Genomic DNA, 15,462 nt, shown 5'->3' on the forward strand with positions numbered 1-15,462 from the left:
CTGGCTTTTTTGCCGGTTCTCATGCCGAATGCCGCATGGGCGACACCAGGGCCCGCTCCTTCCGTGACCGAAGTCGACTCCGGCACGTCGGCCAAGGTCGACGGCGACACCGTCTCGGCGTCCGCGGCAGGCGTGATCGTCTTCGAACGCTCGAAGAACGGCAGCGGAGAGTCAGCCGGTGCCGTCACGTCGACCACGTCCTGGACGCCTCCGGCCTGCTATTACGCGCCGAAGTACACGCCCAAGCAGCTTGATTCGCAGATGCGTCAGGTGTGGATGAGTAGCGCCCCCAGCCCCGAGTGGTCCCTGAAGACGCAGAACCACTTCGTCAACGGCAAGCCCTACAAGGACTTCAACAAGGACAAGGAGGGCGAGGGGTACTGGTGGGACTCGTACGTCACTGAGGGGCGGGAGTCGGATCCGGCGGCCCAGGACTGTGACGAGCTGCCCTTCTGGGTTGACGAGGGCGACGCTCCGCCGGCCGATGTTCCGCAGGCCATCACACCCGACATGCTCGCCCAGCTCGCGTACGCCGAGATCCGCGTGCCCTCCACTGAGGTCGAACTCGCCCCGGCGAACGCCACGAAGGTGAACCTTCCGACGTGGGCCTGGCTGGACACCGCCGAGTTCAAGCCGATCTCCGTCACCGCGTCCGTTCCGCTGCTCGGTCTCAGCGCCACGACCACGGCCGAGCCCGTCTCCCTGAAGATCACCCCGGGGACGGAAGACGCGGTCACGTACCCCGCCGCCGGCCAGTGCGAGATCCATGACGGGCAGATCGGTGATCCCTATGCCGATGGCAAGGCCGACGAGACCCCGCCGTGCGGGGTGAAGTACCTGCGCTCCTCCGGCGACGGCTCGTACAAGCTCCAAGCCACCGTCACCTGGAAGATCAGCTGGACGAGCACGACTGGTGCGGGTGGCGACCTTCCCAACGGGGAGTTCGGAGCTGACCAGGATGTCGTGGTCCAGGAGATCCAGGCCGTGAACCGCTAGACCAGGAAAACGGGGGAACGATGAGCGACATACACATCGACTTCGGTGTGCTGAACCGTGTGCGCAGCAACATCGAGCACATCGGCGAGATCATGGAGCGACCCGGCAAGGAGATGGACGAGGTCGCGCGCGTCCATGGGCGTGAGCACGCTCGCCTCGCGCATGAACGACTTCGGTGACGAGTGGTCCTACGGCATCGAGCAGATCAGGAAGTACTCGGGTGCCGCGGTCAAAACGCTCGACAAGATGAAGAAGGCGTTCGAGGACATCGACGACACGCTGGCCAAAGAACTGCGGAAAGCACGGGAGCAGCGGGCGTGAGCGATCCGTTCTCCTGGTTGTCACCCACGCAGACTTCTCCCTTGAGGGACCGGTTCCCGGCCCTTGAGTTCGTCCCCTGCCCCGGGGATCCGCAGACCGCGAGGCACGTCGCGAGCATCGTCCAGCGCACCGCCAAAGCGCTGGACGAGATAGCCGACGCCCTGCACGGCACGGACGACGCCGACTGGAAAGGGCGTCACGCCGACGCGTTCCGGGAGCAGTTCGACGACGACTTCCGGCCCAAGGTCGACAAGGCGAAACGATCCTTCGGTAAAGCCGCGACGGCACTGACGGGCTGGGCCGACGAGATGCCGGCCTGGCAGCGCAAGGCCGAGGCCCTGGAAAGCCAGGCACAGGACGCGAAGGACGCGCTTCGCGCGGCGAAGGACAAGCTGTCCGGCCTTCCGTCCAAACCGCTGCTCGACCTGCCGCCGAAGGACGACGCCGAGGCAAGCAAGCAGGAGAAGGCCGAGAAGGACCGCTCCGCGGCGCGACTGGCAGCCAGTACGGCTGAGTCCGACCTCGACCGGATCCGCGCACAGGCCCGCAAGCTGGCCACCGACTACGACCTGGAAGGCCGATCCGTCGCGCGGCGCCTCGACAAGGCGATGAACATCGCGCCGAACGAGCCGGGCGTACTGGACAAACTGGGCGACACCATCGTCGACATCGGGAAGGCCCTCGGAAAACTCGACGACCTCGTCGCCGAGGTCGTCAGTGCGGCCGTGGCCGATGCGGTCAAGTGGCTTGCGGAACACGCCTACGCGATCGCTGCACTCGGGGACGTGCTCGCGGCCGCGAGCGCGGCACTTGGCGCGGTGTCACTGGCACTTCTTCTGGCTGCTCCGTTGTCCGGCCCGTTCGCCCCGGTGTTCGGAGCCCTTGCCGTCGCTGCCGGAACTACCTCCGGAGGGTTGGCATTTGGTGGCTTGATGCTTCATGGCACAGCCCGGGCTGTCGGTGGTGAGTCCGTTGTCTCCAATCGGACCCTGGCCCAAGACGTGCTCGGTGCCCTTCCGTTCGGCGCCGCTTTCAAGGGAGTCACCAGGGTGGCCGCGGGGAGCCGTGCGGCGGATTCTGCAGCCAACTTCGGCCTGGTGGACACTGTCGCCGCATTCATCGCCGATCCGACAGCGCTTGGCTACTTCGCTCCGAAGGACACTCGGCAGAAATGGGAACTCGCACTTCCGGGCGGAGCGGGTCCTATGCTTGTCGCGTTCGAGAATGCCTGGAAGGCCGGGAGCGAGAAGGATCAGGCCGCTCGAAAGGAAGGGTGAAGTTCACGTGAATGATGCAGCGATTTTGGCGCGCTTCGACGGTCGTGGCCGCGTTGAGTTTTTGCTCGGCGGTTTCGAGGCCATGGCTTCAAACAAGATCACGGCCTTTGCTTTCGAGTTCGGTTATGACCTCCATGTGTCCGAGATGCCTAGCAAGAGCACGATGCGTATGGTTTATATGCGCAATGATTCGGCGACGGCCCGCCTGCGTGCACAGCAGACCGCGGACCGGCTGCGCGGGGGTGGTCCGCTTCTGCCGCCATGGGTGGCTCCAGGGTCCCAGCCGGGTACGACCAGGGTCATGTCGGGTATCGAGATAGCGGCGATACGTCGACGGCTCGTCGCTTACGAGGCCAGTGGGGCCAAGGGCCTTGTCGTCCTGGCGGCTTTGCTCAGCCTCGGATTCCTCGCTCTCGCCTGGGCGGCGCGTGGCTCACTGGGTGGAGTGATCGCCCTGTTGGTGGTGGCTGTCGGCTTGGCAGTGGCGGCAGCCCTGGTTCCAAGGTGGCTGGCGCGTTGGTATGAGAAGAACCGGCAACTGATACGGCTCCATGATCGAGAGCGGCACGGGCATGTGGGCCCGCCTCCACCCCCGCCTCCGTACCCCCGCAATGCTGCCGATCGGCGTCCTGGCGAGGGAAGCGGTCAATGACACAGGTCAGTTTCTCTGTGCCAGTCGAGTTCGAAGAAATACCACTGGGTGCGGACTTCGATGCTGCGTGGGCGGAGATGAACAGACGCCTGCTGAGAGCGTCCACGTCGTTCGACGTCGGACAGGAGAAGCTCGCCGAGCTGGCCCGGACGCTACATCAAGTGTCGTGTCTCCTCGATGAAGTCGGTGTGGTCTATGCGGCCGACTGCACCCACTCCTTTCAGGGAGTCCCTTCCACAGGGTCACTCGCAGTCGCGGTAGTGGACTTTCCGTACGGAAGAAATCCAGGTACCGCCGTCCGGGGAGCCGTGCGCGGCATCCTGGAGGCGCGGGGGCCGGAGTGGACAGGCTCCGTAATTGAGGCACCATGCGGCCCATCAGCCGTATTCACGGGCGGCCAGGCTTACAGCGTACCGTTGGCGTTCACGCCCCACGGTGAGCCAATCGACGTGCTTACCGCTCAATTCCAGGCCATTGTCCCTGTTCCCGCCCAGGCAGGTGTGGATGGTCAACGCATGTGCCTGCTTTCGTTCTCCACCCCGAACATCGATCACTGGGAGAAGTGCTACGCCCCGATCATGGTGAGCGTCCTGCGGAGCCTCCGCTTCTCTGAGGACGGGCAGACCGACGCCGACGCCGAGCCCACAATTGCCGGGTGAAAGGCGGGAGCGGTGACTTGGAGACCAGCACCGGGAAGCTCGTCACGCTCGGTGTGCCGCACGACATCGACATCACCTCGGCCCAGCTGCTAGCTCAGCCGCTTCACCAGCGTGTACTCCGTGATCCCCGGTGGATAGTCGGGGATCACGCACATCACGTCGTAGCCGTGCCGTGTGTAGAAGTCCGGTGCCTGGAAGTCCCAGGTCTCCACGCGGGACGCCGTGCAGCCGCGTTCCTCGCGGGACGTTCGTTCCGCCTCCGTCAGCAGGGCCGAGCCCAGTCCCGCGCCGCGGTGCCGGTCGTCCACCCACAGGTATGTCACGTGGAGCCAGCTCGCCCAGGTGTGGCCCACGAGGCCGCCCGCCAGGCCGCCGGTCTCGTCCAGCACCCAGACGTGCAGCGGGAATTCGCGTTCGTGAGGGGTTCCGCGCAGGGAGCGGAGGATCGAGGAGGCCGCCGTGTTCGTCTCCCGCAGGCGGGTGCGCAGCAGATCGCGTCGTTCCCTGTCCACTTCTGTCACTAGACGAAACATGCGGCTCACCATAAACGTGCCGGGCTGTCAGTTCTGCAAATAACCTTCCGCTCCCGGCGCCCGCCCGTACTCTGATGAGCAGCACCGGTGGGGGCCGGTGCCGTTCAGGGGGCGAGACAGCCGGGTACGGCGCCCGGGGCGGGGGTAGCGGTTACTGCACGGCGGCGGCCGTGCGGCTGCGGCGACCCGTCCCGGAGTACCGAGTGCGCAGTTGGATACGGGGCTTCGGGCGTCGTACCCGTGCCGGTGTCGTCTTCCGGGTTCCGGGTTCCGGGTTCCGGGTCCCGTGTTCCGTGGATGGACAGACGATGGGTATCCCCTGCTCCTCCAGGAGCTTGGGGGAGGGGGTTTCGTGGTTCGTATCCGAGTCCTGGTCGTCGACGACCATCGCATCTTCGCCGAGTCGCTCGCCGCCGCCCTGGCCGCCGAGCCGGACGTCGACGTCTCCGCGGCCGGCAGCGGCCCGGCCGCGCTGCGCTGCCTGGAGCGGGCCGCGTCCGAGGGGCGGCGGTTCGACGTGCTGCTCGTCGACGCCGATCTGGGGGGTCACGTGCCCGGCGCGCGCCCGGCCGTGCCCGTGCGGGACGGCAACGAGGACGGGCTGGTGGACGGGATCTCGCTGGTCGCCGGGGTGCGGTCGGGGCAGCCGGGCGTACGGATCGTCGTCCTCGCCGAGAAGGACGACCCCCGGCGGGCCGCCCTCGCCCTGGGGGCCGGTGCCTCCGGCTGGGTGGCGAAGGACTGCTCGCTGTCGCGGCTGCTCAGCGTCATCCGGGGCGTCCTGCGCGACGAGACGCATCTGCCGCCCGCGCTGCTCACCGGCGTCCTGCGCGAACTGACCGCCGCCCGCAAGCACCGCACCGAGAGCGAACGGCTGGTGGAGTCGCTGACCCCGCGGGAGCGGGAGGTGCTGCGCTGCATGGTGGCCGGGCTGGGGCGCAAGGCGGTCGCCGAGCGGCTGTACCTGTCCCCGCACACCGTGCGGACGCACATGCAGAACGTGCTGGGCAAGCTGGGCGTCCACTCCACCCTCGCCGCCGTGGCACTGGCGCGCAGAGCAGGGGTCGGGCCCGCCGACCTAACCGGGGATGTTGTCGAACGGGGCGGTCAGCTGGCGTAGCAGCGCCGCCAGTTCGCTGCGCTGAGCCCGGGAGAGTTCGGCCAGGATGGCGCGCTCCTGCGCCAGGAGGCCGGCGAGCGACTGGTCGGCGCGGTCGCGGCCCTCGTCCGTGAGCCGGACCAGTACGCCGCGCCGGTCGCTGGGGTCGGGCAGGCGCTCCACCAGGCCCTTCTTGGCCAGGCGGTCGATACGGTTGGTCATCGTGCCCGAGGTGACCAGGGTCTGGGTGAGGAGCTGTCCCGGCGAGAGCTGGTAGGGGGTGCCCGCGCGGCGCAGGGCCGTCAGGACGTCGAACTCCCAGGGCTCCAGTTCGTGTTCGGAGAAGGCCAGGCGGCGTGCGCGGTCCAGGTGCCGGGCGAGCCTGCTGACCCGGCTCAGTACCTCGAGCGGTTCCACGTCGAGGTCCGGGCGCTCCCGGCGCCACGCTGCGACCAGCCGATCGACCTCGTCCTCCATGACGATCAGTGTAGTGGTTGTGTCGACGTGAAGTCTCTTGATGTTGACTGTCTTGACGTCGAGATAGTTTGGGCGCCACGCTGGGTACCCGGCCCGGACAGCCGGCCCGGTCCAGCTCCTGGAGGCTCCATGCCCGCCACCGCGCCCACGTGGGATCCCGCCCAGTATCTGCGCCACGCCGGGCCCCGCGCCCGCCCTTTCACCGACCTCCTCGCCCGCGTCCCGGATCTGCCCGGCGAACCGCCCCGCATCGCCGACCTCGGCTGCGGCCCCGGCAACGTCACCGTCCTGCTCGCCGACCGCTGGCCCACCGCCCGCGTCACCGGCTACGACAACTCACCCCGGATGCTCGAACGGGCCCGGGAACACGCCGGGCCCACACCGCGGGGCGGCCGCATCGACTTCGCCCCCGCCGACGCCCGCACCTGGACCCCCGCCGAGCCGTACGACCTCCTCATCAGCAACGCCACCCTCCAGTGGGTCCCCGGTCACGTCGAGCGCTTCGCCGACTGGATCGGCGCTCTCGCCCCCGGCGGCGTCCTCGCCTTCCAGGTGCCCGGCAACTTCGACGCCCCCAGCCACCGCCTGATGCGCGAACTCGCCCACTCCCGGCGCTGGCGGGGCCGCCTCGCCGGCACCCTGCGCCACGACGGTGCCGTCCTCACGCCCGAGGCCTACCTCGCCCACCTGACCGCCGCCGGCTGCACCGCCGACGTCTGGGAGACGACGTACGTCCATCTGCTGCCCGGCGAGGACGCCGTACTGGACTGGGTGAAGGGGACGGGGCTGCGGCCCGTACTCACCGCGCTCGACGACGACCCGGAGGCGCGCGACGCGTTCGTCGAGGAGTACCGGAACGTCCTGCGCGCCGCCTACCCCGCCGGGGCGCACGGCACCCCGTTCCCCTTCCGCCGCGTCTTCGCCGTCGCCCGGAAGGAGGGCACCCGCTGACCGGCGCGGTCGGTCGGGTCCCCGCTCACGCCACCCCGTCCGCGACGAGCGCGTCCACGGCCTCCTCGGACAGCCCCAGCTCGCCGAGTACGGCGCGGGTGTGCTCGCCCGGTGCCGGTACCGCGTCCATGCGGGGCGCGTCCCCGGTCGGGCCCGGCGGGGCGAGCGCCGGTACCGGACCGGCCGGCGTGGGCACCTGGTGCCAGCGGCCGCGCGCCGCCAGCTGGGGGTGGCCCCACACCTCGGCGAGCGTGTTCACCCGGGCGCTCGCGACCGGCACCGCACTGAGCCGTTCCATCGCCTCGGCGCTGGTCAGCTCCGCGAAACGGGCCGCGATCAGCGCGCCCAGCGCCTCCCGGTGGGCGTTGCGGTCCGCGTTGGTGGCGTAGTCCGGGTGCTCGGCCAGCTCCGGGCGGTCCAGGAAGCCCGTGCAGAAACCGCGCCACTCGCGGTCGTTCTGGATCGCCATCATGACGACCTTGCCGTCGCCCGCCGTGAAGGGCCCGTACGGGTGGATCGTCGCGTGCGCGGCGCCCGCCCGCGGGGGCGGCTCGGCCCCGTCGAAGGCGTAGTAGAGGGGGAAGCCCATCCACTCCACGGTGGCCTCCAGCATCGACACGTCCAGATGCGTGCCCCGGCCCGTCCGCCCGCGCTCCAGCAGCGCGCCGAGGATCGAGCTGTACGCGTACATCCCGGCTGCGATGTCCGACACCGAGACGCCCACCTTGGCCATGTCGTCCGGCGTGCCCGTGACGGACAGCAGCCCCGCCTCGGACTGCACCATCAGGTCGTACGCCTTGCGGCCCTCGTACGGGCCGGGGCCGCCGTAGCCGGAGATGTCGCACACGATGAGGCGCGGGTGGAGCGCGCGCAGTTCCTCGGCGCCGAGCCCGGCCCGGGCCGCCGCCCCCGGCGCCAGGTTCTGCAGGAAGACGTCGGCCTTCGCGATCAGGCGGTGCAGTACGTCCATGCCGCGCGGGTCCTTGAAGTCCAGGGTGAGGGACTCCTTGTTGCGGTTCACCCAGACGAAGTGCGAGCTCAGGCCGCGTACACGGGTGTCGTAGGCGCGGGCGAAGTCCCCCGTCCCTGGGCGTTCCACCTTGATCACCCGGGCGCCGAGGTCGGCGAGCTGGCGGCTGGCGTACGGCGCGGCGACCGCCTGTTCGAGCGAGACGACGGTGACTCCGCGCAGCGGCTGCATCAGTGTTCTCCCCGGTGCGGTGAGCGGTGAGCGGTGAGCGGTGACGGACGTCGGACGACGAGACGTGCCGCCCCGCCGGCCGGCGCTCAGCTCTTGCGGTGCCCTATCAGCCGCGGCTTCGGCTCCAGGCCGTCCAGCCCGTGCCACGCCAGGTTCACCAGGTGCGCCGCCACCTCCGCCTTCTTCGGCTTGCGCACGTCCAGCCACCACTGCCCGGTCAGCGCGACCATGCCGACCAGCGCCTGCGCGTACAGCGGGGCCAGCTTGGCGTCGAAGCCGCGGTTCTTGAACTCGCGGCCCAGGATGTCCTCCACCTGGGTGGCGATGTCCGAGATGAGGGAGGCGAAGGAACCCGTGGACTGCGGGATGGGGGAGTCCCGGACCAGGATGCGGAAGCCGTCCGTGTACTCCTCGATGTAGTCGAGGAGCGCGAAGGCCGCCTGCTCGCACAGCTCGCGGGGGTGGCCGGCGGTCAGGGAGCTGGTCACCATGTCCAGCAGCCGCCGCATCTCACGGTCCACCACCACCGCGTACAGCCCCTCCTTGCCGCCGAAGTGCTCGTACACCACGGGTTTGGACACCCCGGCCTTCGCCGCGATCTCCTCCACCGACGTGCCCTCGAAACCCTTCGCCGCGAAGAGGGTGCGACCGATCTCCAGCAACTGCTGGCGGCGCTCGGCACCGGTCATCCGGGTACGACGCGCGCGCCGCGGCTTCTCATTGCTCGGGGTGCTGCTGGAGTCGGTCGCCACGCCGACCATCATGCCGCTTCGACGGTTTCCTTCCGGCGGCGGGAGCCGTCTTGGTCCGTGTTGCGGCGGGAATCGATACGCGAGCGTGACGGCCACCGCACGTCGTACGCCCACCCGAACCGCTCGAACCAGCGGATCAGCCGGGCCGAGGAGTCCAGCTGCCCGCGCATCACCCCGTGCCGCGCCGAGGTCGGGTCGGCGTGGTGCAGGTTGTGCCAGGACTCACCGCAGGACAGGATCGCCAGCCACCACACGTTGCCCGAACGGTCCCGCGACTTGAACGGGCGCTTGCCGACCGCGTGGCAGATCGAGTTGATCGACCACGTCACGTGGTGCAGCAACGCCACCCGGACGAGTGAACCCCAGAAGAACCCGGTGAACGCGCCCCACCAGGACATCGTGACCAGCCCGCCGATCAGCGCCGGGAGGGCGAGCGACACCAGCGTCCACAGGACGAACTGGCGGGAGATCGCGCGCAGCGCCGGGTCCTTGATCAGGTCCGGGGCGTACTTCTCCTGCGAGGTCTGCTCCTCGTCGAACATCCATGCGATGTGGGCCCACCACAGGCCCTTCATCAGGGCCGGCACCGTCTCGCCGTAGCGCCACGGCGAGTGCGGGTCGCCCTCGTCGTCGGAGAACTTGTGGTGCTTGCGGTGGTCGGCCACCCAGCGGACCAGCGGCCCCTCCACGGCCATCGAGCCGGCGATCGCCAGCGCGATCTTCAGCGGCCGCTTGGCCTTGAAGGAGCCGTGGGTGAAGTGACGGTGGAAGCCGATGGTGATGCCGTGGCAGCCCAGGAAGTAGAAGAAGACCAGCAGGCCCAGGTCCAGCCAGCTCACGCCCCAGCCCCACGCCAGCGGCACCGCCGCCACCAGCGCGAGGAACGGGACGGTGATGAACAGCAGCAGCGTGATCTGCTCGAGGGACCGCTTCTGCTCACCGCCCAGCGTGGCGGAGGGCGCGGCGGTGCCGTCGGAGGGCTTCGGAGCGTCTGGGATCACATCGGAACTCGTGGTCATGCGCGTCCCCTGTGGGGTCGAGGGTTGTGTCCGGTGCCGGGTCTCGGGAACCATGCACGGTTTCCTACGGTTCCGTAACCTACGGCGACGTAAGTATGGCAGCGCGTCGTCCCGCGGCAAGAGCCCGAGGGCCTGCGCGTCCTGGTCGACACCTATCCTGGAGTCGGTCGGACAGCGCGGTCCGCTCTGAATTCTTCCCGGACGTCCGGCCCGTAAGCGGCGCCCGCCGCGCGAGACGCCGTTCGGGTTCCCTCCCAGACGAGCTTCAACACTGCAAGGAGCCGCACCTGTGAGCAGTGCCGACGACCAGACCACCACGACGACCAGCAGCGAGTTGCGCGCCGACATCCGCCGGCTGGGTGATCTCCTCGGAGAGACCCTCGTCCGGCAGGAAGGCCCCGAGCTGCTGGAACTCGTCGAGAAGGTTCGCCGACTCACCCGAGAGGACGGCGAGGCCGCCGCCGAGCTGCTGCGCGGCACCGAACTGGAGACCGCGGCCAAGCTGGTCCGCGCCTTCTCCACCTACTTCCATCTCGCCAACGTCACCGAGCAGGTGCACCGAGGCCGCGAGCTGGGTGCCAAGCGCGCCGCCGAGGGCGGACTGCTCGCCCGTACGGCCGACCGGCTGAAGGACGCCGACCCCGAGCACCTGCGCGACACCGTCCGCAACCTCAACGTCCGGCCCGTCTTCACCGCGCACCCCACCGAGGCCGCCCGCCGCTCCGTCCTCAACAAGCTGCGCCGCATCGCCGCTCTCCTGGACACCCCGGTCATCGAGTCCGACCGGCGCCGCCTCGACATCCGCCTCGCCGAGAACATCGACCTGGTGTGGCAGACCGACGAGCTGCGCGTGGTCCGCCCGGAGCCCGCCGACGAGGCCCGCAACGCCATCTACTACCTGGACGAGCTGCACGCGGGCGCCGTCGGCGACGTCCTGGAGGACCTGACGGCGGAGCTGGAGCGGGCCGGCGTCAAGCTCCCCGACGACACCCGCCCGCTCACCTTCGGCACCTGGATCGGCGGCGACCGCGACGGCAACCCCAACGTCACCCCCCAGGTGACCTGGGACGTCCTCATCCTCCAGCACGAGCACGGCATCAACGACGCCCTGGAGATGATCGACGAGCTGCGCGGCTTCCTCTCCAACTCCATCCGCTACGCCGGCGCCACCGAGGAGCTCCTGGAGTCCCTCCAGGCCGACCTGGAGCGGCTGCCCGAGATCAGCCCCCGCTACAAGCGGCTCAACGCCGAGGAGCCCTACCGGCTCAAGGCGACCTGCATCCGGCAGAAGCTGGAGAACACCAAGCTGCGCCTCGCCAAGGGCACCCCCCACGAGGAGGGCCGCGACTACCTCGGCACCGCGCAGCTCCTGGACGACCTGCGGCTCGTCCAGACCTCCCTGCGCGAGCACCGCGGCAGCCTCTTCGCCGACGGCCGCCTCGCCCGCACCATCCGCACGCTGGCCGCCTTCGGCCTCCAGCTCGCCACCATGGACGTCCGCGAACACGCCGACGCCCACCACCACGCCCTCGGCCAGCTCTTCGACCGGCTCGGCGAGGAGTCCTGGCGCTACGCCGACATGCCCCGCGAGTACCGCGCCAAGCTCCTCGCCAAGGAGCTGCGGTCCCGGCGTCCGCTGGCGCCCAGCCCGGCGCCCGTCGACGCGGCAGGCGAGAAGACCCTCGGCGTCTTCCAGACCGTCAAGCGCGCCCTGGAGGTGTTCGGCCCCGAGGTCATCGAGTCCTACATCATCTCCATGTGCCAGGGCGCCGACGACGTCTTCGCGGCGGCGGTGCTGGCGCGGGAGGCCGGTCTCATCGACCTGCACGCCGGCTGGGCCAAGATCGGCATCGTGCCGCTCCTGGAAACCACGGACGAGCTGAAGGCCGCGGACACCATCCTGGAGGACCTGCTCGCCGACCCCTCCTACCGGCGCCTGGTCGCCCTGCGCGGCGACGTCCAGGAGGTCATGCTCGGCTACTCGGACTCCTCCAAGTTCGGCGGCATCACCACCTCGCAGTGGGAGATCCACCGCGCCCAGCGCCGCCTGCGCGACGTCGCCCACCGCTACGGCGTCCGCCTGCGCCTCTTCCACGGCCGCGGCGGCACCGTCGGCCGCGGCGGCGGCCCCACCCACGACGCGATCCTCGCCCAGCCCTGGGGCACCCTGGAGGGCGAGATCAAGGTGACCGAGCAGGGCGAGGTCATCTCCGACAAGTACCTCATCCCGGCCCTGGCCAGGGAGAACCTGGAGCTGACCGTCGCGGCCACCCTCCAGGCCTCCGCCCTGCACACCGCCCCGCGCCAGTCCGACGAGGCCCTCGCCCGCTGGGACGCCGCCATGGACGTCGCCTCCGACGCGGCCCACACGGCCTACCGCAAGCTGGTCGAGGACCCCGACCTGCCCACGTACTTCCTGGCCTCCACGCCGGTCGACCAGCTCGCCGACCTGCACCTGGGATCACGGCCCTCCCGCCGCCCCGGCTCGGGTGTCTCGCTCGACGGACTGCGCGCCATCCCGTGGGTCTTCGGCTGGACCCAGTCCCGGCAGATCGTCCCCGGCTGGTACGGCGTCGGCTCGGGCCTGAAGGCGCTGCGCGAGGCCGGCCTGGACACCGTCCTGGACGAGATGCACCAGCAGTGGCACTTCTTCCGCAACTTCATCTCCAACGTCGAGATGACCCTCGCCAAGACCGACCTGCGCATCGCCCAGCACTACGTCGACACCCTGGTCCCGGACGACCTCAAGCACGTCTTCGACCGGATCAAGGCCGAGCACGAGCTCACCGTCGCCGAGGTCCTGCGCGTCACCGGCGAGGACGAACTGCTGGACGCCGACCCGGTCCTCAAGCAGACGTTCACCATCCGCGACGCCTACCTGGACCCGATCTCCTACCTCCAGGTCGCCCTCCTCGGCCGCCAGCGCGAAGCCGCCGCCGCGGGCGAGGAAGCCGACCCGCTGCTCGCCCGGGCCCTGCTCCTCACGGTCAACGGCGTCGCCGCGGGCCTGCGCAACACCGGCTGACCCGCACCCCGCACGCACGACGGTGCCCCCGCGCCCACCCAGAGCACGGGGGCACCGTCACGTACGTACAGACGCTTCAGACCGCCACGAACGCCGCCGTCAGCAGGGCCACACCCGCGCCGGCCATCACCCACCCCGCCCGGGTCCGCCGCAGACCGCCCGCCACCACCACCGACGCCAGCAGCAGCGCCCCGCCCAGCGGCACCCACGCGTACAGCACCCCCGCCGGGCCCGAACGCACCACGTCGTCACTGCCGGGCTTCATCACCACGGAGTACGTCCGCCCCTTCGCCACGGCGACCGAATCCTCGATGACGACCCGCTCCCGCGCCTGCGACCCCGCCGACACCGGAGCGTACGGCCCACTGCACGTCCCCCCGCCGCACCGCGTCACCTCGACCGTGCCCTGCTCCCGCCCCTTGGTCAGCAGCACGTGCTGCGCCGTACCCCAGGACGCCCACACCCCCGCGATCAGGATCAGCGCCGTCACCGTGCCCATGGCCGCGACCCGGCCGAACCGCAGCACGGCGCGTGAGGCCTGACGGGGACGGGCAGCGGCGGCGGCTGAGGCAGGCATGGCCGGGATCATTGGCCATACCTGCACACGCGGTCAACCGTAGTGGAGGACGAGTCGGCCCAAGCCGGTAAACATCGCCGACCATGAAGGCGGGCGGTCGAGAATCAGCGCGGCGTGAGGGCCAGCAGCTTCGCGATCCACTCGTCGAAGTGGGGACAGGCGGCTCGCAGAGCGGCCAGACCCAGGTCCATCACCGCCACCGGGCCGTCCTGTGTTTTCACATACCGCGGGTGCAGCTTGAGAATCCGCTTGGAGGGAGCCGTCTCGGGCCCGTCGTTGACGCTCTCGGGCCCCCCGGCTTGGTCGGCCTGCCGCTTGAGTTCGTGGGCCAGCGCCGGGTCGTCGGCCCAGTCTCCGAGCTGCTCCGCGGCAGCGAAGACCCAACTCTCCGTCTCGTGCAGGACGACATGAGGAAGAAAGCGCGGATGGCCCATGTGTTCAGCGAGGCGCCGCTCGACATGCGTCACCTTGTCCACGGCCGAGCCGGACGGCCGGTCCGCCATCCCCGGGCTGTCCTGAGGAAGGCCGTAGTAATCGAGAAGAGTGGTGACCGCCGCCCAGTGGGTGGAGGCCAACAACTTGTGCAGGTCCTTCTCGATCTTCGCCCACTTGCTGACCCCGCCCTTGCTCGCGGGACCACCCGCCGGCATCCGGGTCATCAGGATGGTCGGCACCAGGCAGATGCCGTGCTCCGACAGCTCGGGTGCAAGGAAGTCGTTGACCATGTTCTCCTCGGTCTGCCCCTCGCACAGCACCCCCACCATGATCATTCCGAGCGGCTCCGCACCGGCAGCTCCGGTGAGGGCCTGCCCCCCAGCACGTTCTTCTCCCACAGCTCCCCGAGGGAGTAGTCCTCCAGCCACCCCTGGAGCTCCTCTGGAGCCGGGCGTCTCAGCTCCGTCGCTCCTTCCTCGCGTTCCACCACCACGATGTCGTCGAGCGAGAACTGGTTCAGCAGCGTCACGGACTGCGTGGCGAGCACGATCTGGCTGCGCACGGCGGCCGATCGGAGCATGTCCGACAGCTGGACGATTGCGTACGGGTGCAGCCCGAGCTCCGGCTCGTCAAGTGTGAAGAGAGCCGGCGGATCGGGCTGGAGCAGCAGAACGCACAGGCAGACGTACCGCAGAGTGCCGTCCGAAAGCGCTTCCGCAGGAAACACCGCGTCGACGCCCTCCTGCATCCAGCGCAGGCGGATCCTCCCGCCCGGCTCCTCGTTCAGCAGGAAGTCCCGGAAGAACGGCGCCACTGATTTGATGGCCCGCACGATGCGCCGGTACGACTTCGGTTCACCCTCACGCAGCCGCAACAGGAACGCCGCGAGGTTCGCCGCATCCGGCCGCAGCGCCTCGTTGTCCGCCGCGTATCCGAACTGTTTGACCGGCGCCTCACGGCTGGTGTCCTGGAAGTGGAAGACCCGGCAGCCGGCGAGGATGTTCCGCACAGGACCCGCCAGACGCGAGAGCTGCTCCTCCTCCTTCTGCCGCAGCAGCGATTCACGATGTCCGCGACCGAAACTCTCCTCCATCGGGAGACCGGGACCCGGCTCGTGGAAATGCCCCTTCTCCTCGGCGAAGACGAAGCTGTCGTTCGCCGCGGGAACGAGATGCGCCTCATAGCGGTAAGGGGGAGCGCCGACCTTGAGCCGGATACCTTTCTCGGTGCCGCGCCCTGCGAACTGAAGGGCTTGGGCCCCACCATGGATACCCACCTGGAGCGCCAGATCACCGTCAGCCATCCACCCGAGCAGCTCGAGCGCGCCGACGACGTTGCTCTTGCCTGCTCCGTTGGCACCCACCAGGACGGTCACGCCGTCACCCAGCTCCAGCGTGCTGGATCGAAGGGAGGTGTACCCCTCGACGGTCACCTCTGAGAGCTTGTACGACGGCATGCCCCAACCCTAGGTCAGGGCTTCGGGCCGTG

17 protein-coding genes are annotated in these 15,462 nt (G+C 69.5%); 9 read left to right on the plus strand and 8 right to left on the minus strand.

Features of this window, described 5'->3' with window-relative positions; translation table 11 throughout:
• Positions 1-21: 21 nt before the first annotated feature.
• From RI578_RS23720 to RI578_RS23745, 6 genes are read left to right on the plus strand one after another with little or no spacing between them, the layout of a single operon-like run.
• Positions 22-996, plus strand: a complete 975-nt coding sequence (locus tag RI578_RS23720) for a hypothetical protein (RefSeq protein ID WP_310872955.1) — start codon at positions 22-24, stop codon at positions 994-996.
• A gap of 20 nt (positions 997-1,016) precedes the next feature.
• The gene (locus tag RI578_RS23725) at positions 1,017-1,175 is read left to right on the plus strand and encodes a hypothetical protein (protein WP_310872956.1); all 159 of its coding nucleotides are present in this window, start codon (positions 1,017-1,019) and stop codon (positions 1,173-1,175) included.
• Positions 1,159-1,317, plus strand: a complete 159-nt coding sequence (locus tag RI578_RS23730) for a hypothetical protein (protein WP_310872957.1) — start codon at positions 1,159-1,161, stop codon at positions 1,315-1,317. Before RI578_RS23725 ends, RI578_RS23730 begins: the two co-directional genes overlap by 17 nt.
• Positions 1,314-2,594: a putative T7SS-secreted protein gene (locus tag RI578_RS23735; RefSeq protein WP_310872958.1), complete on the plus strand. Its 1,281-nt coding sequence runs from the start codon at positions 1,314-1,316 to the stop codon at positions 2,592-2,594. Before RI578_RS23730 ends, RI578_RS23735 begins: the two co-directional genes overlap by 4 nt.
• A 7-nt stretch (positions 2,595-2,601) precedes the next feature.
• Positions 2,602-3,246 (plus strand): hypothetical protein, encoded by a 645-nt coding sequence (locus RI578_RS23740; protein ID WP_310872959.1) that lies wholly within the window; start codon positions 2,602-2,604, stop codon positions 3,244-3,246.
• Complete coding sequence (locus tag RI578_RS23745) at positions 3,243-3,905, plus strand: hypothetical protein (RefSeq protein WP_310872960.1); 663 nt, start codon at positions 3,243-3,245, stop codon at positions 3,903-3,905. Before RI578_RS23740 ends, RI578_RS23745 begins: the two co-directional genes overlap by 4 nt.
• Positions 3,906-3,994: 89 nt before the next feature.
• Here the strand turns inward: RI578_RS23745 and RI578_RS23750 are convergent, their stop codons facing one another.
• Positions 3,995-4,450, minus strand: coding sequence for a GNAT family N-acetyltransferase (locus RI578_RS23750; protein WP_310872961.1), 456 nt, complete (start codon positions 4,448-4,450; stop codon positions 3,995-3,997).
• A 340-nt stretch (positions 4,451-4,790) separates the two neighbouring features.
• On the opposite strand from RI578_RS23750, the gene RI578_RS23755 reads away from it, so the two are divergent.
• Positions 4,791-5,558 (plus strand): response regulator transcription factor, encoded by a 768-nt coding sequence (locus tag RI578_RS23755; protein ID WP_310872962.1) that lies wholly within the window; start codon positions 4,791-4,793, stop codon positions 5,556-5,558.
• Here the strand turns inward: RI578_RS23755 and tamR are convergent.
• On the minus strand, positions 5,517-6,014 hold the full coding sequence (gene tamR / locus RI578_RS23760) for a MarR family transcriptional regulator TamR (RefSeq protein WP_210963411.1): 498 nt from the start codon (positions 6,012-6,014) through the stop codon (positions 5,517-5,519). The two genes, RI578_RS23755 and tamR, sit on opposite strands and share 42 nt — an antisense overlap.
• 129 nt (positions 6,015-6,143) lie before the next feature.
• Here tamR and RI578_RS23765 point away from each other — a divergent pair, with 129 nt between their 5' ends.
• Entirely contained in the window at positions 6,144-6,965 is an 822-nt protein-coding gene (locus tag RI578_RS23765) for a trans-aconitate 2-methyltransferase (RefSeq protein WP_310872963.1), read from the plus strand.
• Positions 6,966-6,990: 25 nt separating this feature from the next.
• On the opposite strand, the gene RI578_RS23770 is transcribed toward RI578_RS23765, so the two are convergent.
• From RI578_RS23770 to RI578_RS23780, 3 genes are all read right to left on the minus strand, one after another.
• Positions 6,991-8,166 carry a CaiB/BaiF CoA-transferase family protein gene (locus RI578_RS23770; protein WP_310872964.1) on the minus strand — a complete coding sequence of 392 codons (1,176 nt, stop codon included), beginning with the start codon at positions 8,164-8,166 and terminating at the stop codon, positions 6,991-6,993.
• A gap of 86 nt (positions 8,167-8,252) precedes the next feature.
• A complete protein-coding gene (locus RI578_RS23775; protein ID WP_310872965.1) occupies positions 8,253-8,930 on the minus strand; it encodes a TetR/AcrR family transcriptional regulator in 678 nt (225 codons plus the stop codon).
• Positions 8,927-9,937, minus strand: a complete 1,011-nt coding sequence (locus RI578_RS23780; protein ID WP_310872966.1) for a fatty acid desaturase — start codon at positions 9,935-9,937, stop codon at positions 8,927-8,929. The genes RI578_RS23775 and RI578_RS23780 overlap by 4 nt, the downstream gene beginning before the upstream one ends.
• Before the next feature lie 289 nt (positions 9,938-10,226).
• Here RI578_RS23780 and ppc point away from each other — a divergent pair, with 289 nt between their 5' ends.
• Positions 10,227-12,962: a phosphoenolpyruvate carboxylase gene (ppc, locus tag RI578_RS23785; protein WP_310872967.1), complete on the plus strand. Its 2,736-nt coding sequence runs from the start codon at positions 10,227-10,229 to the stop codon at positions 12,960-12,962.
• Positions 12,963-13,038: 76 nt separating this feature from the next.
• Here the strand turns inward: ppc and RI578_RS23790 are convergent, their stop codons facing one another.
• The 3 genes from RI578_RS23790 to RI578_RS23800 all read right to left on the minus strand — a co-directional run bounded on the left by RI578_RS23790 (position 13,039) and on the right by RI578_RS23800 (position 15,430).
• Entirely contained in the window at positions 13,039-13,551 is a 513-nt protein-coding gene (locus RI578_RS23790) for a hypothetical protein (RefSeq protein WP_310875844.1), read from the minus strand.
• Between the two features lie 92 nt (positions 13,552-13,643).
• Positions 13,644-14,309, minus strand: a complete 666-nt coding sequence (locus RI578_RS23795; protein WP_310872968.1) for a DUF4276 family protein — start codon at positions 14,307-14,309, stop codon at positions 13,644-13,646.
• On the minus strand, positions 14,306-15,430 hold the full coding sequence (locus RI578_RS23800) for an AAA family ATPase (protein ID WP_310872969.1): 1,125 nt from the start codon (positions 15,428-15,430) through the stop codon (positions 14,306-14,308). Before RI578_RS23800 ends, RI578_RS23795 begins: the two co-directional genes overlap by 4 nt.
• Positions 15,431-15,462 lie beyond the last annotated feature (32 nt).

It is taken from the genome of Streptomyces sp. BB1-1-1 (assembly GCF_031597775.1).
Lineage (GTDB): Bacteria > Actinomycetota > Actinomycetes > Streptomycetales > Streptomycetaceae > Streptomyces > Streptomyces thinghirensis.

Coding starts and splice junctions, on each gene's coding strand:
- RI578_RS23720 (WP_310872955.1), top strand. CDS start 22: ATGCCGAATGCCGCATGGGCGACACCAGGGCCCGCTCCTTCCGTGACC.
- RI578_RS23725 (WP_310872956.1), top strand. CDS start 1,017: ATGAGCGACATACACATCGACTTCGGTGTGCTGAACCGTGTGCGCAGC.
- RI578_RS23730 (WP_310872957.1), top strand. CDS start 1,159: ATGAACGACTTCGGTGACGAGTGGTCCTACGGCATCGAGCAGATCAGG.
- RI578_RS23745 (WP_310872960.1), top strand. CDS start 3,243: ATGACACAGGTCAGTTTCTCTGTGCCAGTCGAGTTCGAAGAAATACCA.
- RI578_RS23750 (WP_310872961.1), bottom strand. CDS start 4,450: ATGGTGAGCCGCATGTTTCGTCTAGTGACAGAAGTGGACAGGGAACGA.
- tamR (WP_210963411.1), bottom strand. CDS start 6,014: ATGGAGGACGAGGTCGATCGGCTGGTCGCAGCGTGGCGCCGGGAGCGC.
- RI578_RS23765 (WP_310872963.1), top strand. CDS start 6,144: ATGCCCGCCACCGCGCCCACGTGGGATCCCGCCCAGTATCTGCGCCAC.
- RI578_RS23770 (WP_310872964.1), bottom strand. CDS start 8,166: ATGCAGCCGCTGCGCGGAGTCACCGTCGTCTCGCTCGAACAGGCGGTC.
- RI578_RS23775 (WP_310872965.1), bottom strand. CDS start 8,930: ATGATGGTCGGCGTGGCGACCGACTCCAGCAGCACCCCGAGCAATGAG.
- RI578_RS23780 (WP_310872966.1), bottom strand. CDS start 9,937: ATGACCACGAGTTCCGATGTGATCCCAGACGCTCCGAAGCCCTCCGAC.
- RI578_RS23790 (WP_310875844.1), bottom strand. CDS start 13,551: ATGATCCCGGCCATGCCTGCCTCAGCCGCCGCCGCTGCCCGTCCCCGT.
- RI578_RS23795 (WP_310872968.1), bottom strand. CDS start 14,309: ATGATCATGGTGGGGGTGCTGTGCGAGGGGCAGACCGAGGAGAACATG.
- RI578_RS23800 (WP_310872969.1), bottom strand. CDS start 15,430: ATGCCGTCGTACAAGCTCTCAGAGGTGACCGTCGAGGGGTACACCTCC.